The organism is Allobosea sp. Root381, assembly GCF_001429395.1.
In the GTDB taxonomy this organism is placed as follows: Bacteria; Pseudomonadota; Alphaproteobacteria; order Rhizobiales; family Beijerinckiaceae; genus Allobosea.
Genome location: NZ_LMJT01000044.1, coordinates 132,647 through 159,286, shown reverse-complemented (window position 1 = coordinate 159,286; position 26,640 = coordinate 132,647). Strand labels below are relative to the sequence as shown.

26 protein-coding genes, 2 tRNA genes and 2 pseudogenes are annotated in these 26,640 nt (G+C 64.5%); 17 read left to right on the top strand and 13 right to left on the bottom strand.

Annotated features, from left to right (window positions below; genetic code table 11):
* Nucleotides 1-1,126: pseudogene (locus ASE63_RS25675) on the bottom strand (IS3 family transposase); the annotation flags it as partial.
* A gap of 281 nt (nt 1,127-1,407) precedes the next feature.
* Here ASE63_RS25675 and ASE63_RS25665 point away from each other — a divergent pair.
* Nucleotides 1,408-1,719, top strand: coding sequence for a hypothetical protein (locus ASE63_RS25665; RefSeq protein WP_056808384.1), 312 nt, complete (start codon nt 1,408-1,410; stop codon nt 1,717-1,719).
* Here ASE63_RS25665 and ASE63_RS25660 read toward each other — a convergent pair.
* The 6 genes from ASE63_RS25660 to ASE63_RS25635 form a co-directional block, all read right to left on the bottom strand.
* Nucleotides 1,716-2,033, bottom strand: coding sequence for a hypothetical protein (locus ASE63_RS25660; RefSeq protein WP_056808382.1), 318 nt, complete (start codon nt 2,031-2,033; stop codon nt 1,716-1,718). The two genes, ASE63_RS25665 and ASE63_RS25660, sit on opposite strands and share 4 nt — an antisense overlap.
* Before the next feature lie 379 nt (nt 2,034-2,412).
* The gene (locus tag ASE63_RS25655; RefSeq protein ID WP_056808380.1) at nt 2,413-2,679 is read right to left on the bottom strand and encodes a hypothetical protein; all 267 of its coding nucleotides are present in this window, start codon (nt 2,677-2,679) and stop codon (nt 2,413-2,415) included.
* A gap of 183 nt (nt 2,680-2,862) precedes the next feature.
* Entirely contained in the window at nt 2,863-4,098 is a 1,236-nt protein-coding gene (locus ASE63_RS25650; RefSeq protein WP_056808378.1) for an HlyD family secretion protein, read from the bottom strand.
* A complete protein-coding gene (locus ASE63_RS25645; protein ID WP_056808376.1) occupies nt 4,091-4,534 on the bottom strand; it encodes a hypothetical protein in 444 nt (147 codons plus the stop codon). Before ASE63_RS25645 ends, ASE63_RS25650 begins: the two co-directional genes overlap by 8 nt.
* Nucleotides 4,535-4,765: 231 nt before the next feature.
* Nucleotides 4,766-5,083 (bottom strand): hypothetical protein, encoded by a 318-nt coding sequence (locus ASE63_RS25640; RefSeq protein ID WP_056808374.1) that lies wholly within the window; start codon nt 5,081-5,083, stop codon nt 4,766-4,768.
* Between the two features lie 841 nt (nt 5,084-5,924).
* Nucleotides 5,925-6,413, bottom strand: coding sequence for a hypothetical protein (locus tag ASE63_RS25635; RefSeq protein ID WP_156410609.1), 489 nt, complete (start codon nt 6,411-6,413; stop codon nt 5,925-5,927).
* A 172-nt stretch (nt 6,414-6,585) separates the two neighbouring features.
* Here ASE63_RS25635 and ASE63_RS28800 point away from each other — a divergent pair, with 172 nt between their 5' ends.
* The 5 genes and pseudogenes from ASE63_RS28800 to ASE63_RS27025 all read left to right on the top strand — a co-directional run.
* Nucleotides 6,586-6,711, top strand: a complete 126-nt coding sequence (locus tag ASE63_RS28800; RefSeq protein ID WP_274532857.1) for a hypothetical protein — start codon at nt 6,586-6,588, stop codon at nt 6,709-6,711.
* Nucleotides 6,712-6,719: 8 nt separating this feature from the next.
* The gene (locus ASE63_RS25630; RefSeq protein ID WP_156410608.1) at nt 6,720-7,007 is read left to right on the top strand and encodes a hypothetical protein; all 288 of its coding nucleotides are present in this window, start codon (nt 6,720-6,722) and stop codon (nt 7,005-7,007) included.
* Nucleotides 7,004-7,273 (top strand): DUF1488 family protein, encoded by a 270-nt coding sequence (locus tag ASE63_RS25625; protein ID WP_082610300.1) that lies wholly within the window; start codon nt 7,004-7,006, stop codon nt 7,271-7,273. Before ASE63_RS25630 ends, ASE63_RS25625 begins: the two co-directional genes overlap by 4 nt.
* A gap of 553 nt (nt 7,274-7,826) precedes the next feature.
* Nucleotides 7,827-8,087, top strand: coding sequence for a hypothetical protein (locus ASE63_RS25615; RefSeq protein WP_056808364.1), 261 nt, complete (start codon nt 7,827-7,829; stop codon nt 8,085-8,087).
* A 1,034-nt stretch (nt 8,088-9,121) separates the two neighbouring features.
* A pseudogene (locus ASE63_RS27025) lies at nt 9,122-9,756 on the top strand (IS3 family transposase); the annotation flags it as partial.
* Between the two features lie 362 nt (nt 9,757-10,118).
* Here ASE63_RS27025 and ASE63_RS25600 read toward each other — a convergent pair.
* A tRNA-Gln gene (locus ASE63_RS25600) sits at nt 10,119-10,193 on the bottom strand.
* 169 nt (nt 10,194-10,362) lie between these two features.
* Here ASE63_RS25600 and ASE63_RS25595 point away from each other — a divergent pair.
* The 3 genes from ASE63_RS25595 to ASE63_RS28795 all read left to right on the top strand — a co-directional run bounded on the left by ASE63_RS25595 (nt 10,363) and on the right by ASE63_RS28795 (nt 11,510).
* A tRNA-Pro gene (locus ASE63_RS25595) sits at nt 10,363-10,439 on the top strand.
* A gap of 636 nt (nt 10,440-11,075) precedes the next feature.
* Complete coding sequence (locus ASE63_RS25590) at nt 11,076-11,258, top strand: hypothetical protein (protein WP_056808359.1); 183 nt, start codon at nt 11,076-11,078, stop codon at nt 11,256-11,258.
* 117 nt (nt 11,259-11,375) lie between these two features.
* Nucleotides 11,376-11,510 carry a hypothetical protein gene (locus tag ASE63_RS28795; protein WP_280137466.1) on the top strand — a complete coding sequence of 45 codons (135 nt, stop codon included), beginning with the start codon at nt 11,376-11,378 and terminating at the stop codon, nt 11,508-11,510.
* Nucleotides 11,511-11,599: 89 nt separating this feature from the next.
* On the opposite strand, the gene ASE63_RS25585 is transcribed toward ASE63_RS28795, so the two are convergent.
* Nucleotides 11,600-12,226, bottom strand: a complete 627-nt coding sequence (locus ASE63_RS25585; RefSeq protein ID WP_056808357.1) for a biotin transporter BioY — start codon at nt 12,224-12,226, stop codon at nt 11,600-11,602.
* A 126-nt stretch (nt 12,227-12,352) separates the two neighbouring features.
* On the opposite strand from ASE63_RS25585, the gene ASE63_RS25580 reads away from it, so the two are divergent.
* Nucleotides 12,353-13,267, top strand: coding sequence for an MBL fold metallo-hydrolase (locus ASE63_RS25580; RefSeq protein WP_056808355.1), 915 nt, complete (start codon nt 12,353-12,355; stop codon nt 13,265-13,267).
* A 2-nt stretch (nt 13,268-13,269) separates the two neighbouring features.
* Here ASE63_RS25580 and ASE63_RS25575 read toward each other — a convergent pair whose 3' ends face one another.
* Entirely contained in the window at nt 13,270-14,100 is an 831-nt protein-coding gene (locus tag ASE63_RS25575) for a DUF1499 domain-containing protein (protein ID WP_244491601.1), read from the bottom strand.
* A 225-nt stretch (nt 14,101-14,325) separates the two neighbouring features.
* On the opposite strand from ASE63_RS25575, the gene ASE63_RS25570 reads away from it, so the two are divergent.
* The 3 genes from ASE63_RS25570 to ASE63_RS27650 all read left to right on the top strand — a co-directional run bounded on the left by ASE63_RS25570 (nt 14,326) and on the right by ASE63_RS27650 (nt 16,761).
* Nucleotides 14,326-14,727 carry a MarR family transcriptional regulator gene (locus ASE63_RS25570; RefSeq protein ID WP_082610304.1) on the top strand — a complete coding sequence of 134 codons (402 nt, stop codon included), beginning with the start codon at nt 14,326-14,328 and terminating at the stop codon, nt 14,725-14,727.
* A 166-nt stretch (nt 14,728-14,893) separates the two neighbouring features.
* Nucleotides 14,894-16,273, top strand: coding sequence for an aspartate aminotransferase family protein (locus ASE63_RS25565; protein ID WP_056808425.1), 1,380 nt, complete (start codon nt 14,894-14,896; stop codon nt 16,271-16,273).
* A gap of 278 nt (nt 16,274-16,551) precedes the next feature.
* Nucleotides 16,552-16,761, top strand: coding sequence for a hypothetical protein (locus ASE63_RS27650; RefSeq protein WP_156410607.1), 210 nt, complete (start codon nt 16,552-16,554; stop codon nt 16,759-16,761).
* 339 nt (nt 16,762-17,100) lie between these two features.
* Here the strand turns inward: ASE63_RS27650 and ASE63_RS25560 are convergent, their stop codons facing one another.
* Nucleotides 17,101-17,697, bottom strand: coding sequence for a L,D-transpeptidase (locus ASE63_RS25560; RefSeq protein ID WP_056808424.1), 597 nt, complete (start codon nt 17,695-17,697; stop codon nt 17,101-17,103).
* 230 nt (nt 17,698-17,927) lie between these two features.
* Here ASE63_RS25560 and ASE63_RS25555 point away from each other — a divergent pair, with 230 nt between their 5' ends.
* Nucleotides 17,928-18,857, top strand: coding sequence for a histone deacetylase family protein (locus ASE63_RS25555; protein WP_056808350.1), 930 nt, complete (start codon nt 17,928-17,930; stop codon nt 18,855-18,857).
* 268 nt (nt 18,858-19,125) lie between these two features.
* Entirely contained in the window at nt 19,126-23,151 is a 4,026-nt protein-coding gene (locus tag ASE63_RS25550; RefSeq protein WP_156410617.1) for a Pls/PosA family non-ribosomal peptide synthetase, read from the top strand.
* 19 nt (nt 23,152-23,170) lie between these two features.
* Here ASE63_RS25550 and ASE63_RS25545 read toward each other — a convergent pair whose 3' ends face one another.
* Nucleotides 23,171-23,608 carry a type II toxin-antitoxin system VapC family toxin gene (locus tag ASE63_RS25545; protein ID WP_056808347.1) on the bottom strand — a complete coding sequence of 146 codons (438 nt, stop codon included), beginning with the start codon at nt 23,606-23,608 and terminating at the stop codon, nt 23,171-23,173.
* The gene (locus tag ASE63_RS25540; protein ID WP_056808420.1) at nt 23,605-23,847 is read right to left on the bottom strand and encodes a type II toxin-antitoxin system prevent-host-death family antitoxin; all 243 of its coding nucleotides are present in this window, start codon (nt 23,845-23,847) and stop codon (nt 23,605-23,607) included. The genes ASE63_RS25545 and ASE63_RS25540 overlap by 4 nt, the downstream gene beginning before the upstream one ends.
* Before the next feature lie 132 nt (nt 23,848-23,979).
* Here ASE63_RS25540 and aroC point away from each other — a divergent pair, with 132 nt between their 5' ends.
* Both aroC and ribB read left to right on the top strand, forming a co-directional pair.
* Entirely contained in the window at nt 23,980-25,098 is a 1,119-nt protein-coding gene (gene aroC / locus ASE63_RS25535; RefSeq protein ID WP_056808345.1) for a chorismate synthase, read from the top strand.
* Nucleotides 25,099-25,299: 201 nt separating this feature from the next.
* The gene (ribB, locus tag ASE63_RS25530; protein WP_082610298.1) at nt 25,300-26,580 is read left to right on the top strand and encodes a 3,4-dihydroxy-2-butanone-4-phosphate synthase; all 1,281 of its coding nucleotides are present in this window, start codon (nt 25,300-25,302) and stop codon (nt 26,578-26,580) included.
* The last annotated feature ends 60 nt before the right edge of the window (nt 26,581-26,640 follow it).

Below are 26,640 nucleotides of genomic sequence, written 5' to 3'. Positions count from 1 at the left end.
GAAGTGGGTTGGGTTTGTGCAGCCGGCCAGAGCACGGCGGGCGGTGCTGGCGGCTTGTAGCCGAGCGAGGAGTGCGGGCGGCGGGTATTGTAGTGCTGACGCCAGACCTCGATGACGATCCGAGCCTCGGCGAGGCTGTAGAACAGCTCGCCGTTCAGAAGCTCGTCACGAAGCTTGGAGTTGAAGCTCTCGCAGTAGCCGTTTTCCCAAGGACTGCCAGGCTCGATAAACGCCGTTTTCGCGCCGACTGCCACGATCCACTCCCGCACCGCCTTGGCGACGAACTCGGGACCGTTGTCCGAACGAACATGCCCGGGCACGCCGCGTAGGATGAAGAGATCGGATAGCACGTCGATGACGTCGGTGGCTTTGAGCTTCCGGTCGATCCGGATTGCAATGCATTCCCGGGTGAACTCGTCGATCACGTTCAGCATGCGGAACTTCCGACCGTTGTGGGTGCGATCCTCGACGAAGTCGTAGGACCAGACATGATTGGGATACTCCGGCCGAAGCCGGATGCATGATCCGTCATTGAGCCAGAGACGGCCTTTCTTCGGTTGCCTGGCCGGCACCTTCAGCCCCTCCTGACGCCAGATCCGCTCAACGCGTTTGACGTTCACCGCCCAGCCAGCCGTCTCCAGCATGGCCGCGATCCGGCGGTAGCCATAGCGTCCATAGCGGGTGGCGAGCTCGACAATGTCGGCGGTCAGCGCCGCATCGTCAGTGCGGCCCTTCGGAACCTTGCGTTGCGTAGATCGATGCTGCCCCAGAACCCGGCACGCCAACCGCTCCGACACGTCGAACTTCTCGATGACGTGGCTGATGCAGCGACGGCGGCGGGCGGGGCTCAGTAGTTTCCCGACGCAGCTTCCCTCAGAATGAGCTTCTCCAACGTCAGATCCGAGACGGCTTTGCGCAGCCGCTCGTTCTCCTTCTCCAGATCCTTCAGGCGCTTCACCTGGTCGGACTTCAGCCCGCCAAACTCCTTGCGCCAGCGATAATACGTGAACGCCGTCACGCTGATGGCCCGGATCGCCTCCGCAACCGGGCGCCCCTGGGACAACAGCACGTCGACCTGCCGCAGCTTCGCGACGATCTCTTCAGGCTTGTGCTTCTTCTGCGGCATCGCGGGCATCCTCCAAAGGCTCAAAAAGCCTACTTCAGGGAGGGCCACTTTTCAGGGGGCAGGCCAACCTGCCGCAGCTTCGCGACGATCTCTTCAGGCTTGTGCTTCTTCTGCGGCATCGCGGGCATCCTCCAAAGGCTCAAAAAGCCTACTTCAGGGAGGGCCACTTTTCAGGGGGCAGGCCAAAACTGCAAACACCCGGGTTAGATTATATGCCGGCCTACGCGCTTTTTTGGAACTGCCTTCATCACGGGGGTGTGGGGCCGCAGTAGGAGTCGCCCATGCCCCATTTCAAAGTTACCAGCGATATCGACGGCAATATCGACGAGAATATCGTTGAATTTCCGACTGTAGGAGCGGCTAAGGACGATGCTCAGATTGGGTTAGCGGACGCGGCCCGAGACACGTTGCCCAACGGGTCGCACGCGACATTCAGCGCGCTCGTCGAAGATGCGTCAGGGAATGAGATTTATCGAGCTTCGCTAGACTTCAAGGCGAAGGATGCAGGCGATATTTTTGAAGAAGACCGCCAAGCTGACGAGGCCGCTGACGCCGTCGCTTTAGCGCTCAGAAAGCCCACGCAGCAAGACTAAGACCTTAGCGAGCCTTTCGCCCAGCAAGTGTTTGGCGCGCGCTCGCCGGCAGACAGATGCATACCATCTTCACTGCTGGCATAGCTGATGACTGTGAGGTAGCGGTGGGTGAAGGTGGTCACCAGTAAGCTAATTTCATCGCCACCCGTGGGCACAAAGCGCACATCTTGGGCGAATTCTTTCTCGTCGATCTCGCTTAGGTCACCGAATATCGTACCGTAACGCCGCTGGCCCTTCTTAGGTAGGGCAAAAAGGTATCTGACAAGCGCTGCCGTGCCGTCACACAGGATTAACCTGCCTTGGCCGGATTCCATGATGTTCTCGCTTAAAACTCACCTCGGCGCGCTAGCGGACAGAGGGATCATGCACAGGGATACCGCGCCGTTGCATCGGGCGCCTGTTCCGCCTGAATGGCAAGCATTTCACTGTCGCAGGCGCGCGCAGCTAGAGTCTCTGACCGGACGGACGCCCCGTAGTGTGATCTCGGCGCGCAGCTTCGCGACCGCCGTATCACCTCGCACTCTTCCTTCCACTCCTCGGACCAGGCGCTGACCTCTCGGCCGCCAGCAAGGATTAGGATCGACGCGCGTTCCGAGGCGGGCGGGATGTTTGATGACGGTCAGAGGGATTTGCGTGAATCGAAGGGAGTTTCCGCGCAGGCCTGGATGATGCGCCTCATTCGGTATGCGTTGGTCAGTGCACCGTCTGCACTTCCGCGCCGTCGGGATCTATGACGGCTGCCAAGCCGATACGCTCGACACCATCCGCAAATGCGGCCCAAGCCTCGACATCAGTTTCAAAGGTTTCCTGCCAGAGGGTAGTGTCGCCGGCTTCTTCGACCACCTCAAGGGTCCATCCACGGTCGCCGGGGAACCTATAGATCTCGACATCGACCGTCAGGCCGTCGGCGGAAAATCGCTTCGAAAGGGCAGAGCGCGTGAGGTCGGGCATATCGGTCATGATCGACTCCCGATCGAGCTAGTGAGGCGCGAGCCACTGTTCCGGAGGACCGGCCAGCCGAGCTAGCCTTCAAGGGCACGTCGCTCGAAACTCTGAACGGGAGCGCCGGTTCGACTCCAGTTGCGTTACATCCAGAGCCCGCATCGATATTTAGCGCTCCGGATGCTAGGCTCAAGCGGTCGATCAATGCCCTGAAAATACCAGAAGCTTGATCGGCAGAACGGTCGCCTGAACTCTTAAAAGCAGCGCGTGGACTAGCCCCACGGTGTCGACAGCGTGGAGGACCACACTGCGGCCCGTTCCCACTTTGCCCGACGCGATAAGATCGTGGTTGCTAGAGTAAGCGTTGGCAATGCAGCTGCTGCCGGGAACAACGCCGTCCAAACCTCCTTCATAAAGCGGCTCCAGGAAGGCGAGAATAGTGCCGGGCGCTCGCGCGTGCTGGGCGTCGATGAGCTGCTCTCCGCCACGGAACTGCCCCGCCGCGATGAAGTCCTGCACGCTTGTCACCACCATCGGGATGACTGTCCAGGGCTTGGACAAGCAGGTGATCTCAGCGATCATGCCGACCTTCAGAACCTGTGCCTCAACTTGATTAAAGCCCGCCTGGATTGCTTTGCGCCCTGCCTCCTCCGGAATGAGGATGCCGGCCGGACGCATGAACGGATTGACGATATCGCCCACTCGCAGCGCGAACTGCTCGATGTGGCCTGTGAAGCCTGCCCGTACCACCGTCTTTGCAAGTTCAACCTGGGCCTGGGCGAGAGCCGCCTGGGCACTCGCCTTTTCGGCCGGCAGCACCACGGAAATCCGCGTCTGCGCCCCTTCTCGGGCGGCAGTCGCTGCGGCCACGGCGGCTAGTCGACCCGCAACTAGGTTTTCCAGGCGCTCGATCTCGCGTTCCGCAACTGTTCCGGAGTTGCGGGCCCTTAGCTCCTGTTTCGTTTGCAACTCATCGAGCGTCTGCTTGTGCTCGCTTCGCGCCTCCAGAATCTTGGCGTCGTTCGTCTGGATATCGACATTGGCCAGGACGACAGCAGCCTCAACCTCGGCGATCTTGCGATGCGCTGTCTCGATCTCCGCGTCCTGCTTGGAACTGTCGAGCCTGAAAATTGGCGCGCCCTGGGCGATTTTGTCACCGCCGAGCCGAACATAGATCTCCGCAACCCGCCCATTGGTCTCTGGCAGGATCGGCACTGTTCGGAAGAATAGCGTCGCATTAGTCGTCGAGGGGTGGTTGTAGAAGATCACCGTGATCAGGCCGACCGCCAGCATCAGGCAAGTTACGATGCCCCAGCGCAGCTCAAACCAGACGGAATATAGTGTGATCTCATGACCAATTCGCTTACCTTGGCCATAGCGGCGATAGAGATAGTCTGGCAGGATGGTCAGAAGCGAGCAGAGCAAAATTTCAAGCATGGCCGGACGTTCCAGTCTCGTCGCGCTTGGCGTCGGCTGGAATCTGCGTTAGCAACCGCTCAGCTGCCGTGTCTGCTGCGTCTGCTCCTTGGCCTGGTGCCTGCCGGGCGATTTTCTCGAGCGAACCCGCCATACGCCGCTGCGGGCCCAAGAAGTCAGGAATTTCGATCAGAGCCAGCAACAACCCCGCGACCCAGAAGAGATGGATATGTGTGAAGAGGGCGAGGAGCCCCAACACAGCGACAATCTCAAACTGGAGCTTATGCGCCTTATGCGCCATCCGTTCGGGTAGCGTATGGAGCCGCAGGAAAATCAGACCTACGCCCAGAATTGCTCCCAGCACGGTCACGATCGCGACTACGAGGAGGATGTCCGTATCACCAGGCGCTGTAATGAAAGAGGGCAGGTGAGACGTGGCTGCTGGGTGCGGGGGCATAGCCAAAGCAGCTCTCCAAGCGACGTCTCGCGAAATCGACGATCCTAGCAATTGAAGGCGCAGTCAATGGGCGTGTGAGCTTGGCGACGCAGGAGGAAGTGAGAAAGCTTGATGACCGCGCTATGAGAGCCAGCCAATGCGACTAAAAAGGCCGCTCCCAGAAGGCTTGCTGCAGATCGTCGCGCTACATCCAGAAGGACGGGACGCGGGCATCGGCCAAGTTCTAAGAAACTACTTTTGGAACATCATTGCCGCGCTGGCGACTTCAGACCGCATCGCATTGAGCGAAGCTCGGAGCACTCGAATGTCGGCGCTCATGGCAGGCGCCGCGTGCTGCTCTTCCCAGTACAGGAGTGTGTTGTGCCAACCGGTCGTTGTTTCGATCAATGCCCGCATCCGCTGCAAAGTCCGTTCGTCCACGCTGGCCGCAGCTCGCTCGGCGTTGCGCGCAAGCTCGACGAGGTCACTTGCTTCCACGCCCCAGATTGGCAGCGCTGTGCGCAGCTTCAACATCTGAACGTTAATGTCGTCGGTCTGGGGCTTTTCCATCGGTAAGGTGTGCGCCGACTCCGCGGCTATTCAAAGGCGCAAGCGGCCGACGATCTATCGCGAAGCACCACTTCCCAATCAGGTGCTACGCCGCAATTGGAACAAGCCCGCCGCTGCGTTCCCCATTGGATAATGACATAGCAAATGTCAGCTCTGGGCCAAATCGCCCGCCCTTCGCTCGGGCGAGATGCGCCATTTGCCGACATTGAGACGCCGCCCGAGAGCGGACGTCCGGCACGAGCCACCCTTACCCGGCTCGGGACGGCCCGCTCGGGTGGAGGTCGTCGATGACGCTCGCGTAGGGAATGTCGTCCCGAGCGCTCGGCCAGATGGGGATGGCTGGGCGGAAGTTCGGGGCAATGTCAGCTAGGCTCGATACCACGCGAACGATATCACCGCGGCCGCCATCGCTACTATCGCCGAAACTACTACTCCCGTCGCCTTCGCTGGTGACGCCGCGCCCGGCCGCCTTGGACGGGCGACGATGCCGATCCGGATCTCTGCCGCTTCTGGCGTCAGCTCAGCCCGGTCTGACCATCGCGGCCGCGGCCTCGCATCGATTTTTGCCGGCTCGGCCTTTCGGCCTCAAAGGGAGTATCTCCCATGAAGGAATCGCAGTTATCGCCTTTGCCGCCCATGCCGGACCGCGACACCCCTCGCGATGCGACCACGGGCAGTCGACTCCAAAAGCTGGCGCAGGAACCGCTTCTCGCGAAAGCTCCGCGCAGCGTTCAGTCAGCATGGCGTTCGAGGCGCATGACTCATAGCTGCGCAGCGCCATAAGCGGTCGTTGGTCATTTGCCCAATAGCGGACATCTACGCCATTTGTTCTGGGATCATTTCAGAGGGCTCGGCGCATCTTTTTGGATACCACCCCGACCTCGTAGAGAGCCCGATTGAACAAGCCGTCCAGCGCCGGTGCTTGAGGGAAATCGCCGAGCTCCACCTGATAGGCCAGCAATGCCTCAGTCGCTGCCCTGATCTCTACGGAGTCGTTCACGAAGCTCGCAGCTGGCGAAACGAAGGCCTTCGCGATCGTCGCTTCGGCGACCAGGTCGCCGCCGAGCGCGGCCAGCACGAATGGTGCGACCTTGGCCGGCTCCGCACGGATCCGTTCGCTCGCCTTGTGGAACAGCCCGACGAAACGTCCCGCCGCCTCCGGCCAGCTCTTCAGCAAAGCTCCTGACGCGGCAACGACAAAGCCCGGGATGTTGGGAAACATGGCCGGCGAGTTGACGATACGTTTGATGCGGGGATCGCGTCCAGAAAGGCGCAGGGCTATGACACAGATAGGCTGAGGCGAACCCAGCAACAAGGTATCAAATGCCACATCAGATCGGCACCATCAAATGCGGCCATAATCGCAAGGATGGAAATAATCGCTTCTAGACTTGCAAGATTATCCTGCGCGCACCATTTTAAGGCAGTCTCGAAACGCATCGGGATTTTACTTCAGAGCATTTGCGCGAATTGCCCCGATCTGGGCCAATCGGAGCCCGGCCATGACAAATATTTCCGGGCACTGGTTCATTTATCGCGTTTGGGCCGCAGACCGCTATCTGGTTTGGTTCGCGCATGGTGGCCTCATCGCCGCGTTCGCACTGGCCTTTGCACTCGTGCTGAAATGATGTCTCCCATGGAACCGCATCGGGAAAAGGCTCGGCTTGCAGCCGCGGGCTATGCTCCAGCGCCGGAGGCGTCGGCCCTGATCTATGGAATGATCGGCATGGCGCTCTTCAGCGTCGGCATGTGGGGAGCGGGCAGGTTTTATGACATGCCTCTGATCCCCCACTTGTCGTTGGTTGGTGTTGGCTCGCTGATCGCGTTTCCGGTTGGGATCTGGTTGCGAACGAAGCGGAAGCGGCGCCATGTCGATGCCTATCAGGCTGAGCTGGTGCGTCTTGGGGCAGGGCGCAGGTCATGAGCCTCGACTTTCCCAACTCGATCCGGCGTTACGAACCCGGCCGCGGCTGCGTGAGCTTCTGGGGTTCTGAAGCATCATTGGAAGTCATGTTCCAGATCGAGCTCGATGTTCTGCGGACTTTAAGTCCCGCTGTCATCGACGGAAGCGAGGGTTCGTTCCTGGTCGCATTCGACCTCAATCGCTCAGCGATATTGCGGGCCGCTCGCTCCGCCTATCTGAAGAAGCGCGGGGGCTATCATCGGCTCTCGGCCGTCGCCTTCCGCTAGCAATAGCCGGGAGACTACCGGCCGCGCGTATGGGACCGGCGAGGGCAGCGGGTAGGCTTGCGTTTGTCCAGCCATCGTCAATCGCAGGAGCACGCGAGATCATGAGCGAACGGCGAGAGCTATATCGCAGCCCCGCCGGTGACTGCTGGTTTCTGGGGCGGGAGCCGACGAGCGGTGCAGCCTTCGTGATCCATCAACCGAACGGTCCGGGAGGGGGCCAGCTGTCGCATATCGAGTTGGGAGCCTTCCTCGTCTCCGGAAAGTCGGACCGTCCCGAGCAACAGGCCTTGCTCCGCGTCATTGGGACGCTCGTCGATGTGCCTCCCTACGCAGATCGGACCTGACGTCGTGATACCGGCTCCGGCCGCCATCCGAATTCGGCTGCTGTACTGTCCCCTTCATCGAGATCAGCATCTGCGGCTTTTCCTCATACCCGAAACGTGACTTGCGATGTCCGGCGAAAGGGCGCTCGGTTCGGCTACAGTTGTCTCCATAACGCTTCTGGAAATGACCGTCGCGGCGCCTGTCACGTCGCCAAGCGGAGACACAAACCATGCTCAACGGAACCGGGTCAGTCATTTTACGCAGTGGCCGGAGGCTGCACGCCAAATATCAGTTTGGCACGCATCAGGAGCATCATTGGGTCGGGTATCTGATCTGCGACACGGAAACTGCCGATCCGAGCGAGTTCTCCTACAAGATCCTCCTTCAATGCGAAGGTGGCATAGCGATCGAACTTGCCGTCACCAACTGGACGGATCGCTACATGGCAGTCGTGGGGCGTCCGTTGCCGGAGTTTAATCAAGTCGCTTGAACGAAACGTGCAGCGCGCTCCGGCTGGATGTAGCCTCGCAGGGACCTCAAACGTCCACAATGATCGACCAATAATAAATGATCGACGGAGTCGCCTAGCTGGCATCGCGAAATCGCGGTTTGCCCGACTTCTTTTCTCTTTCGACATCGCTCGCCGCTTTGCGGCATCCGCTGCCGGCATAATGCCGGCCCCTTGACGCGTCGCGTGGCCGAGCCGCGCCCTATGGGATTCACATGAACAAAACCATCGGTGAAAAAAGAAGGCCGGGCCTTAGTTAGTAGACCTCAGGGCTCTTATTTTTATCGGCTATCTTAGATGAAACAACGCGACCGTTAACAGAAAGGTGTCGATCGCTGATATTCATTGTGGCCATGGTGACACGCGTTCCGTCCTCGCAGTCCAAGGTTAGCCGATCGACGAAGACGGCAGGGTCGTAGGATCGAACATCGAAGACGAGATAGCCGGACCAAGTGTCGTCGTAGTTGCCGCCGAACTGATACTCAACAGTGATTGGCGGTGCGTGGCGCAGGACAAGGGTTCCTTTTCCCCTGATCAAGTCGTGCCTCCATCAGGTCATGTTGATGCCCAGCCGATATTAAACCACCATATTCCACCGTTCGCAAGCTTGCTTGTCAGCTTAGCGATTTCGTGAATACGCGGGCCCTCAGCGTGTGTTTTATCGAGACGTCCTCGATAAAAGAACGTGCTTCTGGTGACAATTTCGAGTACAATCCAGATTGTAGTTGCCTGATGACTTCGGCAGGGGTAAAGGGCTGGCCTTTATGAGGCCGGCCCTTTTGGCTTTCTTGCTCTATGAAGCCTAAAATTTCTACGGTTTTCAGATTCTCGCATCGCGGCGTTGCCGTGCATCCGTGCCGAGCGGTTTCCGGCGCCTACGCGATACCCCTAATACCACTTGGCCCGGTCTCGCTTCGCGCGGGGCCGGGCCCTTTCGTTCACGTCGCGCCAGGTGATCCACCCCCGTTGAATTGGTCCATCCTGAAGTATGTCTTTTGGCAGACAGGAGGACCGCAATGCCGAAGAAGCGCCACAAGCCCGAAGAGATCGTCGCGAAGCTGCGCCAGGTCGATGTACTGGTCTCGCAGGGGCAGGCCGTTGCCGACGCGATCCGCTCGATCGGCGTGACTGAGGTTAGTTACTATCGCTGGCGCCGCGAGTTCGGCGGCCTGAAGACGGATCAGGTGAGGCGGATGAAGGAGCTCGAAGCCGAGAACGCCGGGCTCCGGCGCGCCGTTGCCGACCTGACGCTCGACAAGCTGATCCTGAAGGAGGCGGCGTCGGGAAACTACTGAGCCCCGCGCGTCGCCGTGCCTGCATCGACCATGTCCGGCTCACTCTGAAGGTATCGGAGCGGCGGGTCTGCCGTGTGCTCGGGCAGCATCGCTCGACCCAACGCAGGATCCCGCGCGGACGCGACGATGAGGAGCAACTCATCGCCGACATCGTCGAACTGGTCCGCCGATACGGACGCTACGGCTATCGCAAGATCGCCGCGCTGCTGCGCTCAACGGCAGGCTGGGTGGTCAACGACAAGCGGGTCGAGCGGATCTGGCGACGCGAGGGGCTGAAGGTTCCGGCCCGACAACCCAAACGAGGTCGGCTCTGGCTCGCGGACGGATCCTGCATCCGCCTTCGCGCCGAGCGTCCCAATCTCACCATCAGTCGGCTCTGTGCAGCGTTGCCGCATGACTGGGCGGCCCAGGAACAGAGCATCCTTGTTCCGTAACGCCCACCAATAAGGCCACTCGAACGAGCCCGCCACGCCGGCGGGCTTTTTGCTGTCCGGGGTCATTGTCGAACCCGTCTCGTGACAATCAGCTGCAAACCCGTCTCAGCCCAGATCGCCGCGGAACACGAAAAGGGGGCAGTCCAGACTGGAGGCGAGTAGCCGGCCTGGTTCGGCGAGAGCGAGCGCAAATCGCGCTTGGCCAGACAGGCCTGGCGACCTAACCCTCGACGCTGTCGCAGGAATTGCCCGGCTGTCCAAAATCGGCAGATCGGCAGACTGCGTGGCTGGGGCGGGAGGATTCGAACCTCCGCATGGCGGTACCAAAAACCGCTGCCTTACCGCTTGGCGACGCCCCAATACGCTGCGCCTTCTAGAACGCGCCGTGGCCTTGCGCAACCGGTCAGGCGCAGCGGCGGGAAAGGGAAGCTGGCGCATCCTCATGGCTTGCGGATAATTCGACGTCGAGAAGCGTAAGTCCTGTTGCGCGGAGCCGCGCGGCTGGCTATAAGCCCGCCACCAGCGGATCGGAGTGTGGCTCAGCCTGGTAGAGCACCTCGTTCGGGACGAGGGGGTCGCAGGTTCAAATCCTGCCACTCCGACCATTGGTTTCAAGGGCTTGGCCGATCCCGATTCGGCGCCCTGCGGTTCCTGTTGACACATTGATTCTGCCCGCAGCCGGGGCCGCCGTCTCGGCGGCGTTCGCGTGACCGCAGGCGCATGCCCGGCCAGCGACGCTTGCCACCGGCGAGGGCCCCGACCCGAAACATATGCTGCCGGCCTCATGCTATTGCGGCGCGGCGCAGCGGCCGGAGCTCAGGTCAGCAACCCGCCGAGCCAGGACCACATCAGGGCGGCCGCGCCGGCAACGAAGGTGAGAGCCAGTTTGCAGTCGTGAGGCAGGTGTCTCATGTCGACCGCGACGCGTATTCAGTGTCAATGACGGCTCGATGACGCCGCTCCCCGCACCCATCGGGACGGACGGGGCCTGTCGCAGTCCGCTTTCGTCGCCCCGATATCCGTGGCCATGCCATGCGCCTTGGTCATATATCTGGGTACGGTCGAGCTTCTTTCTGCGTTTGACGCGGGGCCGTGATGCCGTTCCGTGGCTTTCGGACCTCTTGCTGCAGTTTAAAATCGGTCCGTCGCAGGCCAGTGCCGCTTTGCACCGCGCGGCACGGTCATGTGCGGCGAAACCCGACACATGATCCGTTCCTCTGAATGGAGAGACGCTGGACCGGATGACGCAGGGCGAGTGGCGAAAACATCTCGAGCAGCTCGAAAGCGAGCAGCGCGACCATTATCAGGCCGGCCGTGAGCGGGAAGGCGACGCGCTGGGCCAGGCGATCTGCGCTTGGATCAGCGAGGGCCGCAGGCTCGGTTTCAGCGTGCCGGACGGCCGGCCGCATCCGCCGACCTCGTAGCCGGCTCGCAGCGTGTCTCGACCGTCGGAGCTTTCCGGTCATCGGGGCGCGCGATCCCGCTATCCATTCGCCAGCAATTCCCTCTAGGGTGGCGCCAACCGTCCACGGAAATCGATCATGAAGCGCGCGCTGCAACTCCTCGGCATTCTCGGACTGGCGACGCTGCTCGCGGGCTGTGACAAATGCGGCAATCTCGGCCCGTTCTTCGGCGCCGAGCCGAAGACGTGCAGCACGTCCACTCCCAATGGCTGAGCGGCGCCGCTCGCCAGCCCGACGACCGCCGACATGAAAAAGGCCGGGGCGATGCCCCGGCCTTCAACGCTTCTTGCGTTGCTGCGCCTTCAGCCGCGGCGCTGCAGCAGCGACCAGCCGGCGCGTGCCAGGCAGGCCACCAGCGCGAGCTTGACCAGATCGCCGAGCAGGAAGGGCTGGACGCCATAGGCGAAGGCCTTGGCGAAGCCGACGCCGGTGGTGCCGGCGGCCATCTGGGCACCGATGGCAAGCCAGGCGAAGCCGAGCAGCATCAGCGCCGCCTCGGCAGCGACGAGGCCGCCGACCAGGCGCACCAGCGAGGCGTCGCGCGCGGCAGCCCAGCCGGCGATGACGGCGGCCATCACGAAGCCGACGAGGAAGCCGCCGGTCGGGCCGACGAGGTAGAGCGGGCCGGCGGCGACCGGCGGGGTGTTGGTGAACACCGGCAGGCCGGCCAGGCCGTAGGCGATGTAGAGCGCGACCGTTGCCGCGCCGAGGCGCGAGCCGCAGGCGGCGCCGATGCCGAGCACGGCCATCGTCTGCAGCGTCATCGGCACGGGCCAGAACGGCACCTTGACCTTCGCGGCCAGGACCAGCAACAGGCTGCCGGCGACGGCGAGCGCGATCTGGCGCAGCAGGGTGGCGCGGGGGCCGGAAGCGGCAGGAAAGGCCGCCCCGGCCAAGGTCGGGGCTTGAAGGGGGAGCATGTCGGCCATGGGCATCTGGTCCTGTTCGGAAGGGCCGCGCCGCGCGACCGTCTTTCCCGTCTATAGAAAATGCGGCAAAGCCCCACAAGCGGCGCAGCTTCGCAAGCACAGGCAGGCCGGAATGCAGGATCAGGCATGAGCGACGAGATCGAATTCGACCGCGGCGCGACGACGCCCTCGGGGGAGGTGGCGAGGCTTTCGCCACTCATCCGGCGCATCATCGCCGGCAATGGCGGGCCGATGACCTTTACCGGCACCTGCAGCTACATCGTGGGCCAAGGGACCGTCGCGATCATCGACCCCGGCCCCGACGACACCGGCCATATCGAGCGGCTTCTGGCGGCGGTGGCCGGCGAGACGGTCAGCCACATCGTCGTGACGCACACCCATCGCGACCATTCACCGGCCGTGCCGGCGCTGAAGGCCGCGACGGGAGCGACGGTCGTCGGCTGCGGCCCGCATCGTGCCGCTCGGGAACTGGCAGAGGGTGAAAGCAACCGCCTCGATGCCGCGGCGGACCGTGACTACGCGCCGGAGTTCGCGATGGGAGACGGAGACACGATCGCGGGGCCGGGCTGGCGGCTGACCGCCGTCGAGACGCCCGGGCACACTGCCAACCATCTCGCTTTTACGCTGCCGGAAGAGGCGACCCTGTTCTCCGGCGACCATGTCATGGCCTGGTCGACCTCGATCGTCGCGCCGCCGGACGGCTCGATGGCGGCCTATATGGCGTCGATCGAGAAACTGCGCAGCATGGAGCATGACCGCTATTGGCCCGGCCATGGCGGGGCGGTCACCGAGCCGCAGCGGTTCCTGCGTGGGCTGGTGCAGCATCGGCGGCAGCGCGAGGCGGCGATCCTCGGCCGGTTAAGGGCTGGCGACGAAGCCATCGTGGATATGGTTCCGCCGATCTATCAGGGGCTGCCGCCGGCGCTGCATGGCGCGGCGGCGCTGTCCGTGCTGGCGCAGCTCGAGGACCTCGTGCTGCGCGGCGCGGTGTTCTGCGACGAGCCATTGCCGACGCTGGCGAGCCGCTACCGCCTCGCCTGAAATCAGCGCGCATCGACGAGCAGGTCGACCTCGTCCGCGAAGGCGGCGATCCGCGCCGCGTTGATCCCGAGGTCGTGCGGGCCGAGGCGCGAGGCGGAGCGGATGTCGATGCGGCTGCCATCGGCGCGCGGCCTGACGCGGATCGTGATGTCCTCCGAGATGTGGAAGATGCGCGAGCGCGCCACCGCCTCGATGCGTCCGCTGCCGCTGCGCCCGCCCGGTCGCGACGATTCGAGCACCTGCCAGCCGCGGGCCAGCGCGGCGCGGCGGGCGATGTCGAAGGCGATCTCCGCCGGAACCTCCAGCACGATCGGCACCGCCTTGGGATAGGCCTGGCGCTGGACGCGGCGGCGTAGCGGCGCAACGTCCGGAGGAACGCGGCCGGCGCGGGCTTCGAGAGCCACCCGCGAGCGGCTGAAAGCGGGTGGATCGTCGATGTCGGTCGAAACGTCGGCCAGTGCCGGCAGCGTCACCAGCTGGAAGCCGGCATAGGCTGCCGGCACGAGCATGACGACGCACAGCACAAAGGCACCCGAGGCCATGCCGACGCCGCGGTGGCCAGACTGCCAGATCCTGGCGAAGGCGAGCAAGGACAAGAGCAGCGCCAGCAGCACGAAGACATAGGCCGCTGCGATCGGAGCCAGCCGCTCGAGGCTCGGTTCGCCGGTGCGGAAGGCGAGGAAGGCGAGCAGCAGCACCGCAAGCGAGAACCAGGCCAGCCGGCGGCTCCAGACGGCGGCGCGCGAGACGGGCTCCTCGAAGACCAGACGGCGATGCATCGCCCATAGGTGACGCCGCCGCCGCACGAAGGCAAGCGGCGGGCGTTCCCGCATCTCGCCTCGGCCTGCGAGATGGTTTAGGCGTGGCTTGGAGCGCTTCTGCGTTTCCCTGAAACGCGGAAGCGCTCCAACTATCTGTTTCAACGCATTTTCTTTACGCGAACGGGTATCCACTTCGCTCGAAAATGCTCTGCCGTCAGGGAGGGGGAGCTCGTGGCCGAACCGAAGACAGCGCCGCAGGCAGAGGCGATCGAGCCGGACCGCGTCTGGTTCCGCTTCATGCGGCTGCACCAGCGCATGCTGGGCCAGATGACGACGCGGATCCGCGCACTCGGCCTGTCGATCCCGCAATTCGACCTGCTCTCGACGCTGACCGAACGCGAAGGCATCAGCCAGAACGAGCTGGCCGAGCGGCTCTACGTCACCAAAGGCAACGTCTCCGGCCTGGTTGACCGGCTGGTCCAGGCCGGGCTCGTCGAGCGGCGCGCCATCGCCGGGGACCGGCGTTCCTACGCCATGCACCTGACGCCCGAGGGCCGCCGGTTGGCCGAGGCCGGCATCAGGGCTCAGCGCGAATTCGTGGCGCAGACGCTGGGTAAGCTTCCGGCGCAGGATCTCGCCGATCTCGACCGCCTCGTCTTCGCCTGGCGCGATCTGGCGCGGGCGGCAGACGAGATCTGAGAGATACGGACCGACGGCCACGGATATAGGGCAGGGCCGGAATGATCGGCCGCGCTGCCTCAGCCCTGCAGCAGAGTCTGCGCCGATGCGCGCTAAAATCGCTCAGCGCTTGCGTCGTGGCCGGTCTATGATCGCAAAATCCGTCAAATGCATCAGGAACCGCACGATGCTGTCCAACCTCGCCGTCCGAGATATCGAGACCCTTGTCCACCCCTATACGAATCTCGCGACGCATCGCGAGAACGGCCCCCTCGTGCTGGAGAGCGGCAAGGGCATCTATGTCTACGATTCGGCCGGCAAGGAATATATCGAGGGCATGGCGGGGCTGTGGTGCACCGCGCTCGGCTATTCCAACCAGGAATTGATCGAGACCGCCTATGAGCAGATGAAGAAGCTGCCCTTCACCCACATCTTCGGCGGGCGCAGCCATGACCCGGCGATCGAGCTCGCCGAGAAGCTGAAGGAAATCTCGCCGGTCCCGATCTCCAAGGTGTTCTACGGCGCCTCAGGCTCCGACGCGAACGACACCCAGGTCAAGATCGTCTGGTACATGAACAATGCGCTCGGCCGGCCGCAGAAGAAGAAGATCATCTCGCGGCTCAAGGGCTATCACGGCGTCACCGTCGCCTCGGCCTCGCTGACCGGCCTGCCCAACAACCACATCGACTTCGACCTGCCGCTGCCGGGCATCCTGCACACCTCCTGCCCGCATCACTACCGCTTCGCCGAGCCGGGCGAGAGCGAGCAGGACTTCTCGACGCGCCTCGCCGCCGAACTCGACGAGATGATCCAGCGCGAGGGACCCGATACGGTCGCCGCCTTCATCGCGGAGCCGGTGATGGGCGCCGGCGGCGCGATCACGCCGCCCGAGGGTTATTTCGAGAAGATCAACGCTGTCCTGTCCAAGTACGATATCCTGTTCATCTCGGATGAGGTGATCACCGGCTTCGGCCGCACCGGCAAGATGTTCGGCACCGAGACCTACGGCATGAACGCCGACACGATCTCGCTCGCCAAGCAGATCACCTCGGCCTATTTCCCGCTCAGCGCCGTGATGATGAACGACAAGGTCTATGAGGTTCTGGTCGACCAGAGCCGCAAGATCGGCACCTTCGGACATGGCAATACCTATGCCGGCCACCCGGTCGGCTGTGCCATCGCGGTCAAGACCCTGGAGATCTACCAGCGCGACAAGATTGTCGAGCATGTCGGCAAGGTGTCGCCGACCTTCCTGCGTCGCCTCGACAAGCTCGCGGAGCACCCGCTGGTCGGCGAGGCGCGCGGCGTCGGCCTGATCGGCGGCGCCGAACTCGTCAAGGACAAGACGACCAAGGCCCCCTTCGAGGTGAAGAAGGGTGTCGGCGCCAAGGCTGTCGCCTTTTCCCTGCAGGAAGGCCTGATCACCCGCGCCATGGGCGACCGCCTCGCCTTCTGCCCGCCGCTGGTCATCAGCGAGGCTGAGATCGAGGAGATGTTCAACCGCTTCGAGCGCGCCCTCGACAAGACCCTGAACTGGGCCAAGGCCGAAGGCCTGCTCGCAGCCTGACCACCGCGACCGCGCGGCGGCTTCATCGCCGCCGTTCCGGGCTGGCTGCTTCGGCGCCGCCAGTCCGGGACGGCGGCGTTTTCGTGCCCCGCTCCCGCCGAGAAGCCTCCGCTGGCCGTCAGTATAATTCATTCACCAATATGGTGACAAAGTTAGGCGGCGACAGAAATCGCCATGAACTGATCACGTTCGCGCCCCGGCGCTGACGTGATCGGCGGCGAGCATGGTCGTGTCGATGGCCAGGAACCGTCGGCGCACTTCAATGGAGTTGAGACCCGATGATCCCGGCCATTCCGCGTCAAGCGGTGCAGGCAAATGCAAGTTTCCACGACGCGAAGGTGAAAGAGGCCTACGCGTCCTGGTTCCGTCCGATCGCCTTGCCTGCTGTTGCGGCGGGAACAAGAACCGCATCGGCTGCGTTGGATAAACAGCGCGACGAACGCAGGGCCGAGTTGCCCGGTGTTCTGCGCCATGGCTTCGACGATTGATCGCCTGAGCCTTCACGAGACCCTCCATGCCTGACCGGCGCAGAGTTTCAGAACTCTCGCCGGTCTTTTTTGGCAATGAGGGCTCTGCGGCGGCCGGGCCGGGGTTCGCTGAAGCGCGCCCCTTTCCGGGGCAGGCCGCAGGCCTGAACTCGGAACTCAGGACCGATGCATTTCATCACGGGGCTGCGGATAGCACGCGCATTTCGCGGAGCCGGCATCGGTTCCGGGCTCTTCGCTTCGCGAAGCCCCGGAAAGACGATGTGGCTTCCGAGAAAACTCAGAAGGCCCCAGACATGCCGGAGCTCGCCTGCGTTGCGCCGCGAGGCTGCGCTCGCCGCGTCAGGTGACGATCACCTTGGTGCCGCTGGGCACGCGGTTGAACAGGTCGATCACGTCGATATTCCGCATCCGGATGCAGCCGGAGGAGGCCGAACGGCCGATCGTCTCGGGCTCGTTCGTGCCGTGGATACGATAGAGCGTGTCGCGGCCGTTCTGGTAGAGATAGAGGGCGCGGGCGCCGAGCGGATTGTCCGGGCCGCCTTCCATGCCGCCGGCGCGCGGCGCCAGATGCGGCCAGCGCGCGATCATCTCGGCAGGCGGCGTCCAGCGCGGCCACTCGGCCTTGCGCGCCACCACGGCCTCGCCGGTCCAGCCGAAGGCCTCGTCGCCGGTAGCGACGCCGTAGCGGATCGCCTTCTTGTTCGGCAGGACGTAATAGAGATACTTCTCTTTGGTATCGACCACGATGGTTCCGGGGGACTGCCCCGTCGGATCGACGATCTCATAGGGCAGATGCGTAATCTGATGGTCGAACTTCGGCACCAGCGCGATGTATTCGGCGTCGCGAGCCGACAGGGCCGGGGCGTTCACGCTCTTGTACTGGCACGCGCCCAGCAGGGTCGACATTGCCAATGCAAGAATCACGGTTTGTTTCATGACGTCCACCAGAGCGGCCCGAGGGCGGTCTTTATGACAAATTCAGGGTTAACGCTTCGTAGCCACAGAACTCGGCACGCGCATCGGTGCGCCTTTCGATGCTCTAGGCCCGAAACAACCATGGCGCAAACCCGGTTCCCTTCGCACAAGCGCAATCATGCGTTTCGCAGCGCACCGTGGCATCACGGCCACGCCCAGCCCCATCCATTGCCAAAGCACGAGGCCCGCCGGTGACGACCCTCTTGATCACCCATCCCGCCAGCCTGCGCCACCAGACGCCGCCCGGCCACCCGGAGCGCCCGGATCGGCTGCGGGCAGTCGAGGCGGCGCTCGAGGATGAGCGCTTCGCCGCCTTGATTCGGGAGGATGCCGGGCAGGCCACGCTCGAGCAGGTTGCGCTCTGCCACCCGCGCGACTTCGCGGAAGCCATTCTGGCGGCCTCTCCGGAAAGCGGCCTCGTCCAGATCGATAGCGACACGCTGATGTCGCCGGGAACGGTCGATGCGGTCCTGCACGGCGTCGGCGGCGCAATCCAGGCTGTCGACGAGGTGATGACGGGGCGGGTGTCGAACGCCTTCAGCGCGCTGCGCCCGCCGGGCCATCACGCCGAGACGGCGCGGGCGATGGGCTTCTGCTTCTTCAACAGCGCCGCGATCGCCGCGCGCCACGCGCAGCGTCGTCATGGGGCCGGCCGGGTCGCGGTGATCGATTGGGACGTGCATCACGGCAACGGCACGCAGGAGATCTTCTGGGACGATCCGAGCGTCCTCTACGCCTCGACGCATGAGATGCCGCTCTTTCCGGGTACCGGCGCGGCCTCCGAGCGCGGCGAGCACGGCACGATCGTCAACGCGCCGCTGCGGGCCGGCGACGGCTCGGACGTCTTCCGCGAAGCCCTGGAGGTCGGCATCCTGCCGCGCGTCGCGGCGTTCGAGCCGGATCTCATCATCATCTCGGCCGGTTTCGACGCGCATTGGCGCGATCCGCTCGCCAACATCAACCTCAAGGAGCCCGACTTCGCCTGGGCGACGCAGAAGCTCATGGAGATCGCGGACCGCTCCTGCGGCGGGCGCATCGTCTCGATCCTCGAAGGCGGCTACGATCTCGAGGGCCTCGCCCGCTCGACCGCGGCCCATGTCACGGCGCTGATGCGGGGCTGAAGCCTCGGCGTGGGACCTCGCAGGCGGTGTCGCGGCCACCGCGCGACATGGCATTCATCGCGGGTTCAGTCGTGTGCTCGCAGGAGAAACGTGCTAGGGGCGGGCCGTGCTGCGGCGGTTCGCTCGGCCGGGGGCTCTAGACGGGATCGCATCGGCGTAAGCGCGATTCCGGGTTTGAATGAAGGTGCGCGTCGGGTCCGATAGCGCCGGCAACGTCGCGAGGGCGGCAGAGCCGGCGATGCGACCGGCCTGGGCGCAGCGGGGCGCGATGAACGACATGAGCACGCTGTCGGCGACGACAGATCCGGCGGCTGCGAAGTCGCTTGCCATGATGGCGGGCGAGAAGCGGCCAGACCTGCTTCGCGACGAGGTTCTGGGCGAGATTTTCGCCGCGACCGCGACGGCGCGTGGCGCACATCCGGCGCTGGTCGAGGGCGCGCAACGGCTGAGCTATGACGAGGTCTGGGCGGCGGCCGGGCGGCAGGCGCGCGGACTGGCACTCGCCGGCATCGGGGCGGGCGATCTCGTCGGGCTGTGGATGCCGCGCGGCATCGAGTTGCTCATCGCGCAGATCGCGATCACACGGGCGGGTGCCGCCTGGGTGCCCTTCGACGCGGAGGCGCCGGTCGATCGTATCGCCGTCTGTCTGACCGACGCACAGGCCAAGGGAATCGTCACCTGCGCAGGCTGGCAGGACAGGGCTGTGGAGGCGGCGCGTATCGTCTGGACGCCGGAAGCGCTCGCCGCCGCCGATGACGGCTTTGCGATGCCGGCGCGCGCCGCCGGGCTGACCAAGGACCATCCGGCCTATCTGATCTACACCTCGGGCTCGACGGGCACGCCGAAGGCGATCGTCATCAGCCACCGCAACATCTGCCATTTCTTGCGCTCCGGGAACGCGCTCTACGGCTTCGGCCCCGACGACGTGGTCTTCCAGGGCGCGTCCGTCGCCTTCGACCTGTCGATGGAGGAGATCTGGACGCCCTATCTCGTAGGCGCGACACTGCACGTCGCCTCGCCGGAGACGATGGGCGATGCCGAGAAGCTGCCGGCGATCCTGACGGAAGCCGGCGTCACCGTGATCGACACCGTGCCGACGCTGCTCGGCATCCTGCCGGCGGACGTGCCCTCGCTCAGGCTGATCCTGCTCGGCGGCGAGGCGCTGCCGCCCGCCATCGTGCAGAAATGGTCGAAGCCGGGCCGGCGCATCCTCAACACCTATGGACCGACGGAGGCGACCGTGGTCGCCACCGCAGCGGAGGTCACGCCCGGCGAGACCGTGACCATCGGCCGGCCGATTCCGAACTACACCGCCTATATCGTCAGCGAGACGATGCAGGTCGTCGCGGCGGGCGAGCAGGGCGAATTGCTGATCGGCGGCCCCGGCGTCGCCAGGGGCTATCATGGTCGGCCGGAGCTGACCGCCGAGAAGTTCATCGCGAACCCGTTCGGCGCCCCCTTCGGCGAGGGCGCCGACCCGGTGCTCTACCGCTCAGGCGATGCGGTGAGCCTGGACGACAGCGGCAACATCGTCTTCCACGGCCGCATCGACGACCAGATCAAGATCCGCGGTTTCCGCGTCGAGCTCGGCGAGATCGAATCGAAGCTCGCCGACGAGCCGGGCGTGAACCAGGCCGCGGTCGTGATGCGCACCGACGACGAAATCGAGCGGCTCGTCGCCTTCGTGGTGGCCGAGCCTGGCGTCGCGGTCGATGGTGGGGCGCTGCGGGCCGCGCTGCGCGACAAGCTGCCGCCCTATATGGTGCCGGCGCATTTCGAGGCTGTCGGCTCGTTGCCGCGCATGGTCTCCGGCAAGGTCGACCGCCGCATGCTGAAGGCGGCGCCGCTGACCGCGCCGAGCGCCGCGGGCGAGCAGGAGCCGCCGCGCAATGCGACCGAGGCCGCACTGCTCGAAGCCGCCAAGCGCGTGCTCGGCGCCTCGAGCCTGCCGCTGGAGGCCGATTTCTTTGTCGACCTCGGCGGTCATTCGCTGCTGGCCGCACGTTTCATCTCGATCGTCCGCGAGACGCCAGCCTATGCCGGGATCACGCTGCAGGACGTCTATGGCGCCCGCACGTTGCGCGGCATGGCGGCGCTGCTCGATGGCCGCGGCGCCTCCGAGGCGCTGGATCTCTCCTTCACGCCGCCACCCTTCCTGCGGCGCTTCCTCTGCGGGGCGGCGCAGGCGGCGGCACTGCCGGTGATCATCGGGCTCTCGACCGCGCAATGGCTCGGCATCTTCGTCACCTACATGCTGCTGTCGGGCGAGGACCTGCCGCTGCTCGGCCAGGTGTTCGCTCTGCTCGGCGTCTATGTCGCCATCACCATTGTTACCGGCCTGATCGCGATCGCGCTGAAATGGATCGTGCTCGGCCGCACCAAGCCCGGCGTCTACCCGCTCTGGGGCGTCTATTATTTCCGTTGGTGGTTCGCCGCCCGGATCGCGAGCCTCGTCCACATCAAATGGCTGCAGGGCACGCCGGTGATGCGGGTCTATTGGCGCATGCTCGGCGCCAAGGTCGGCCGCGACGTCATCATCTCCGATTACGAGGCCGGCGCGGTCGACCTGATCGAGATCGGCGATGGCACGACCTTCGGCTCCAAGACCACCTTCGCCAATGGCGAGGCGATCGGCGACAAGCTGATCATCGGCCGCATCAGGGTCGGCAAGGATGTCTGCGCCGGCGCCTCGGTCGTGCTCGGACATGACTGCGTGGTCGGCGACCATGCCGAGATCGGCGACCTGACCGCGATCGCGCCCGGCGCCGTGATCGGCGAAGCCGAGATCTGGGACGGCTCGCCGGCCCGCAGGATCGGCACGGTCGACGTGGCCGCGCTGCCGCCCCAGCCGCGGCCAAGCCCGCAGCGGCGCGCGGCGATGACGGCGTTCTACGTGCTGATGCTGGTCGTGCTGCCGCCGATCAGCCTGCTGCCGATCTTCCCGGCCTTCTGGCTGTTCGACCAGATCGACGACTGGATCGCGACCTGGTCGGAGATCAGCTATCTCTGGTACCTGCCGTTGCTGACCTGGCCGACAGCGATCGGGCTGATCACCTTCACCGTGCTGCTGATGGCCGGCCTGCGCTGGGCGATCCTGCCGCGGGTGACCTCCGGCTCCTATTCGATCCATTCGGGTTTCTATGCGCGCAAATGGACGGTGGCGCTGGCGACCGAGGTGACGCTGGAGACGCTCTCCTCGCTGTTCGCGACGATCTACATGCGCGCCTGGTACCGGCTGATGGGAGCGCGGATCGGCAAGGGCGCCGAGATCTCGACCAACCTGTCCGGCCGCTACGACCTCACCGCCATCGGCGCCGGCAACTTCATCGCCGACGAGGTGGTGTTCGGCGACGAGGACATGCGCCGCGGCCATATGCGCCTCGACATGACGCGCACCGGCGAGCAGGTCTTCATCGGCAACGATGCGGTGGTGCCGCCGGGCGCGATGATCCCGGACCGCGTGCTGATCGGCATCAAGTCGAAGCCGCCGGCGAACGACCAGATGCAGCCGGGCGATACCTGGTTCGGTTCGCCGCCGATCAAGCTTCCGACGCGGCAGAAGGTCGATCTCGGGGCCGACTGGACCTACAAGCCCTCGCCCGGCAAGCAGATCGCGCGCGGTGTCTTCGAGGCGCTGCACACGTCATTCCCGGCGATGCTGTTTATCACCTTCGGCACGATCGCCGTCGATGTCGTGCTGCAGCAGAAGATCAACGAGCAGGATTGGCTTGGCCTCGTGCTCTCCTTCATGGGCGTCGCGGTGTTGATCGCGATCGCCCAGGCGGTGATCTGCGCCGCGATCAAATGGCTGATGATGGGCGCCTACAAGCCGCTGATGAAGCCGATGTGGTCGTTCTGGGCGATGCGGACGGAAGCGGTGTCGGTCCTCTACTGGGGGCTGGGCGGCAAGGTGCTGTTCGACCATCTGCGCGGCACGCCGTTCCTGCCCTGGTTCCTGACGCTGTTCGGCGCGCGTTTCGGCAGGGGCGTCTGGATGGACTCGACCGACATCACCGAGTTCGACTGCATCAATGTCGGTGATTTCTGCACGGTCAACGCCCATTCGGCCCTGCAGACGCATCTCTACGAGGACCGCGTCATGAAGGTCGGCCGGGTGAAGCTGGGCAAGGGCGTCTGCGTCGGCGCTGGCGCGACCGTGCTCTACGACACCCACGTCGGCGATTATGCCCAGGTCGGCCTGCTGACCGTGATCATGAAGGGCGAGAACCTGCCGGCCAATACGCGTTGGGAAGGGGCGCCGGCGGTGCCGGCGAGGGCCGCCGCGGGGCATTGAGCGTGGGGGCGCCGCGCCTCTACGAAAGTGACGGGACGAGTTCCGTAAGGACACCGAAGCCGGCACCGGCCTCGGCCAAGCGCCGGTCGCGTGTGCAGAGCTTGATGCCATGCATTGCGGCGACGGCCAGATGCAATGCGTCGCCGCTTCGCAATCCCGTCTCGCTTCGGTTTGCGAAGGCCGCCGCGAGCCGGAAGCTCTCAGGCGCGACCGACAAGCATTCGAATTCTCCCGAGAGCAGGTCTCCGAAGGTAGCGAGCGTCCGCTCCCGGGCCTCTGCATCAAGTGTTCTGCTTCGCAACTTCATCGAGAGCGCGGCAGAGAATTCGGTGACGACCCAATCGCTGATCGCGAGGCGGGTGGATGCTCGTTCTTCCAGCCAAGCGACGACTGCGGGAGAGGCCGGTTCCGTGACGAGAGCGGTCACGACAAGCGAGGTGTCGAGGTAAAGCTTCAATAGCGCTCCTCGTCGCGCATGCGCCGCATGAAGGTGCCGGCGTCTTCCTCCTGCATCGGCATCGTCTTGAGATGAGCGCGCAGTCTTTCGACATCGAGCGGCTTTTTCGGCTGCTCCAGCGGCACCAATTGTGCCACCGGCTTGCCGTGCTTGGTGATGCAGACGGTCTCGCCAGACTTGGCTTCCTCGACGAGGGTGCTGAGCTTGGCCTTTGCCTCCGCGAGGTTGACGGTTTTCATGTCGGCCTCCATGACCAGAAAACTGGTCATAATATGTGACGCTCGTCCCGGCCTGGCAAGCGTGGCTGGTCCGGGCTTTCGCCTCGGCGCAATCCCGCCTAAAAGCCTGCACTTCTGCGGCTCAGGCTCATCATGTCCCACAACAGCTTCGGTCACCTCTTCCGCGTTACCACCTTCGGCGAGAGCCATGGCCCTGCCATTGGCTGCGTCGTCGATGGCTGCCCGCCCTTGCTGCCCCTGACGGAAGCCGACATCCAGGGCGATCTCGACCGGCGCCGGCCCGGGCAGTCGCGCTTCACCACGCAGCGGCAGGAGCCGGACCAGGTCCGCATCGTGTCGGGGGTGTTCGCGCGCGAGAGCGACGGCGTTCAGGTGACGACCGGGACGTCGATCGGGCTGATGATCGACAATGTCGACCAGCGTTCGAAGGACTATTCGGACATCAAGGACAAGTACCGGCCCGGCCATGCCGATTTCACCTATGACGTGAAATACGGCATCCGCGACTATCGCGGCGGTGGGCGCTCCTCGGCCCGCGAGACGGCGATGCGGGTTGCGGCCGGCGCCATTGCCCGCAAGGTCGTGCCGGGCATGATCGTGCGCGGGGCGCTGGTGCAGATGGGGCCGCACAAGATCGACCGGAACAACTGGGACTGGGACGAGGTCGGCCGCAATCCGTTCTTCTGCCCGGATGCGAAGGCGGCGCAGTTCTTCGAGGGCTATCTCGACGGCGTGCGCAAATCCGGTTCCTCGATCGGGGCGGTGCTGGAGATCGTGGCGGAGGGCGTTCCGGCCGGGTTAGGGGCGCCGATCTATGCCAAGCTGGATGCCGAACTCGCGTCCGCCCTGATGAGCATCAACGCGGTGAAGGGCGTCGAGATTGGCGACGGCTTCGGGGCGGCGGAACTGTCGGGCGAGGAGAACGCCGACGAGATGCGGTCCGGCAATGACGGCAAGCCGCTCTTCCTGTCGAACCATGCCGGCGGCGTCCTCGGCGGCATCTCGACGGGGCAGGCCATCGTCGCGCGCTTCGCGGTGAAGCCGACCTCCTCGATCCTGGCCACGCGCGCGACCGTGACCCGCAGCGGCGGCGAGGCGGAGATGTTCACCAAGGGCCGGCACGACCCCTGCGTCGGCATCCGTGCCGTGCCCGTGGGCGAGGCGATGGTCGCCTGCGTCCTGGCGGACCAGTATTTGCGGCACCGGGCGCAGGTCGGGGTGGTGGAGCCGCGCTGGCCGTTCCAGGAGTGAGGTAGTCCGTCATTCTCGGGCGAAGCGAGCGCAGATCCGAGAATCTCCGGGCGGAAAGGGCTTCGGTATGGGAGCCTCTTCGTCATGAGATGCTCGGGGCAAGCCCGAGCATGACGGCGCGGCGGAGCCTGTTTTTCAGTAATACTGAAAATGTTTCATTCATTCATTGCGGATGAAATGTTGCCGTATTAGCTTGGGCGCATGAAGCTCGACGCCTATCTCTCCCGGCACCGGATCGCGCGTAGCGCCTTCGCCAAGCAGGTCGGTCTGTCGCCGGCCAGCGTGACCGCGCTCTGCAACGACCAGAGCGCCTGGATCTCGCGCGAAAGCGCCGAGCGCATCGCGGCCGCGACCGGCGGCGCCGTCACCCCCAATGATTTCCTCGGCCTGTCCGGGCCGCGGCCACGCGAGGCAGCCATGTCCAATGTCACCGCCACCATCGAGGCCTTCGCCCGCGGCGAGATCGTCATCGTAACCGATGACGACGATCGCGAGAACGAGGGCGATCTCATCGTCGCTGCCTCGCTCTGCACGCCGGAAAAGATGGCCTTCATCATCCGCAACACCTGCGGCATCGTCTGCGCGCCGCTGACCTCCGGTGAGGCACGACGCCTGCGGCTTGACCCGATGGTATCGTCGAACGACGCACCGCTCGGCACCGCCTTCACCATCACCGTCGACGTCAAGCACGGACTGACCACCGGCATCTCGGCCGAGCAGCGCTGCAACACGGTGCGCGCGCTCGCCAATGGCAATATGGGCGCGGGCGATTTCGTCCGGCCGGGGCATGTGTTCCCGCTGATCGCCAAGGATGGCGGCGTGCTGATGCGCTCGGGCCATACCGAGGCTGCCGTCGATCTCTGCAAGCTCGCCGAACTGCCGCCGGTCGGCGTGATCTGCGAACTCGCCAATGACGACGGCACGGTGATGAAGGGTCCGCAGATCGCGGCCTTCGCCGAGAAGCACGGGCTCAAGCAGATCACGGTCGCCGACCTGATCGCCTATCGCCAGTCGCGCGAGAAGCTGGTCGAACGGGTGCATTCCTTCCCGGTCAAGACCGCCTTCGGCGAGATGACGGGGCATGTCTACATCACGCCCTTCGAGGACACCCAGCACTTCGCTTTCGTGATGGGCAAGATCGGCGACGGCGAGAGGGTTCCGGCGCGCCTACACCGGGCCGACGTCGTCTCGGACGTGCTCGGTGGGGCAGCTGCGATCCAGTGCGCGCTCAAGCGCTTCCAGGCCGATGGCCGCGGCGTGCTGATCTATCTCCGGGACGGCTCGGCCGGCGTGCCGATCAAGAGCATCGAGGAGGGCGCGGACGCTCTGCGCTCGCAGGAATGGCGCGAGGTCGGCCTCGGCGCGCAGATCCTGCGCGATCTCGGCGTTAGCTCTATCGTCAACCTCGCCTCCTCGGCCCGCTCTTTCGTCGGGCTGAGCGGTTTCGGCATCGAGATCGCGGATACGCAGCCGCTGGAGTGAGACGAGTTGATCGGTGGCGCGACCGATTGGCCGTCATTGCGAGCGTAGCGAAGCAATCCA

Bases quoted from the DNA above. Each gene is read 5' to 3' on its own strand.
- ASE63_RS25665 (WP_056808384.1), top strand. From the start codon at position 1,408: ATGCCCCATTTCAAAGTTACCAGCGATATCGACGGCAATATCGACGAG.
- ASE63_RS25660 (WP_056808382.1), bottom strand. From the start codon at position 2,033: ATGGAATCCGGCCAAGGCAGGTTAATCCTGTGTGACGGCACGGCAGCG.
- ASE63_RS25655 (WP_056808380.1), bottom strand. From the start codon at position 2,679: ATGACCGATATGCCCGACCTCACGCGCTCTGCCCTTTCGAAGCGATTT.
- ASE63_RS25650 (WP_056808378.1), bottom strand. From the start codon at position 4,098: ATGCTTGAAATTTTGCTCTGCTCGCTTCTGACCATCCTGCCAGACTAT.
- ASE63_RS25645 (WP_056808376.1), bottom strand. From the start codon at position 4,534: ATGCCCCCGCACCCAGCAGCCACGTCTCACCTGCCCTCTTTCATTACA.
- ASE63_RS25640 (WP_056808374.1), bottom strand. From the start codon at position 5,083: ATGGAAAAGCCCCAGACCGACGACATTAACGTTCAGATGTTGAAGCTG.
- ASE63_RS28800 (WP_274532857.1), top strand. From the start codon at position 6,586: ATGACAAATATTTCCGGGCACTGGTTCATTTATCGCGTTTGGGCCGCA.
- ASE63_RS25630 (WP_156410608.1), top strand. From the start codon at position 6,720: ATGGAACCGCATCGGGAAAAGGCTCGGCTTGCAGCCGCGGGCTATGCT.
- ASE63_RS25625 (WP_082610300.1), top strand. From the start codon at position 7,004: ATGAGCCTCGACTTTCCCAACTCGATCCGGCGTTACGAACCCGGCCGC.
- ASE63_RS25615 (WP_056808364.1), top strand. From the start codon at position 7,827: ATGCTCAACGGAACCGGGTCAGTCATTTTACGCAGTGGCCGGAGGCTG.
- ASE63_RS25590 (WP_056808359.1), top strand. From the start codon at position 11,076: ATGACGCAGGGCGAGTGGCGAAAACATCTCGAGCAGCTCGAAAGCGAG.
- ASE63_RS28795 (WP_280137466.1), top strand. From the start codon at position 11,376: ATGAAGCGCGCGCTGCAACTCCTCGGCATTCTCGGACTGGCGACGCTG.
- ASE63_RS25585 (WP_056808357.1), bottom strand. From the start codon at position 12,226: ATGGCCGACATGCTCCCCCTTCAAGCCCCGACCTTGGCCGGGGCGGCC.
- ASE63_RS25580 (WP_056808355.1), top strand. From the start codon at position 12,353: ATGAGCGACGAGATCGAATTCGACCGCGGCGCGACGACGCCCTCGGGG.
- ASE63_RS25575 (WP_244491601.1), bottom strand. From the start codon at position 14,100: ATGCGGGAACGCCCGCCGCTTGCCTTCGTGCGGCGGCGGCGTCACCTA.
- ASE63_RS25570 (WP_082610304.1), top strand. From the start codon at position 14,326: ATGCGGCTGCACCAGCGCATGCTGGGCCAGATGACGACGCGGATCCGC.
- ASE63_RS25565 (WP_056808425.1), top strand. From the start codon at position 14,894: ATGCTGTCCAACCTCGCCGTCCGAGATATCGAGACCCTTGTCCACCCC.
- ASE63_RS27650 (WP_156410607.1), top strand. From the start codon at position 16,552: ATGATCCCGGCCATTCCGCGTCAAGCGGTGCAGGCAAATGCAAGTTTC.
- ASE63_RS25560 (WP_056808424.1), bottom strand. From the start codon at position 17,697: ATGAAACAAACCGTGATTCTTGCATTGGCAATGTCGACCCTGCTGGGC.
- ASE63_RS25550 (WP_156410617.1), top strand. From the start codon at position 19,126: ATGAACGACATGAGCACGCTGTCGGCGACGACAGATCCGGCGGCTGCG.
- ASE63_RS25540 (WP_056808420.1), bottom strand. From the start codon at position 23,847: ATGAAAACCGTCAACCTCGCGGAGGCAAAGGCCAAGCTCAGCACCCTC.
- aroC (WP_056808345.1), top strand. From the start codon at position 23,980: ATGTCCCACAACAGCTTCGGTCACCTCTTCCGCGTTACCACCTTCGGC.
- ribB (WP_082610298.1), top strand. From the start codon at position 25,300: ATGAAGCTCGACGCCTATCTCTCCCGGCACCGGATCGCGCGTAGCGCC.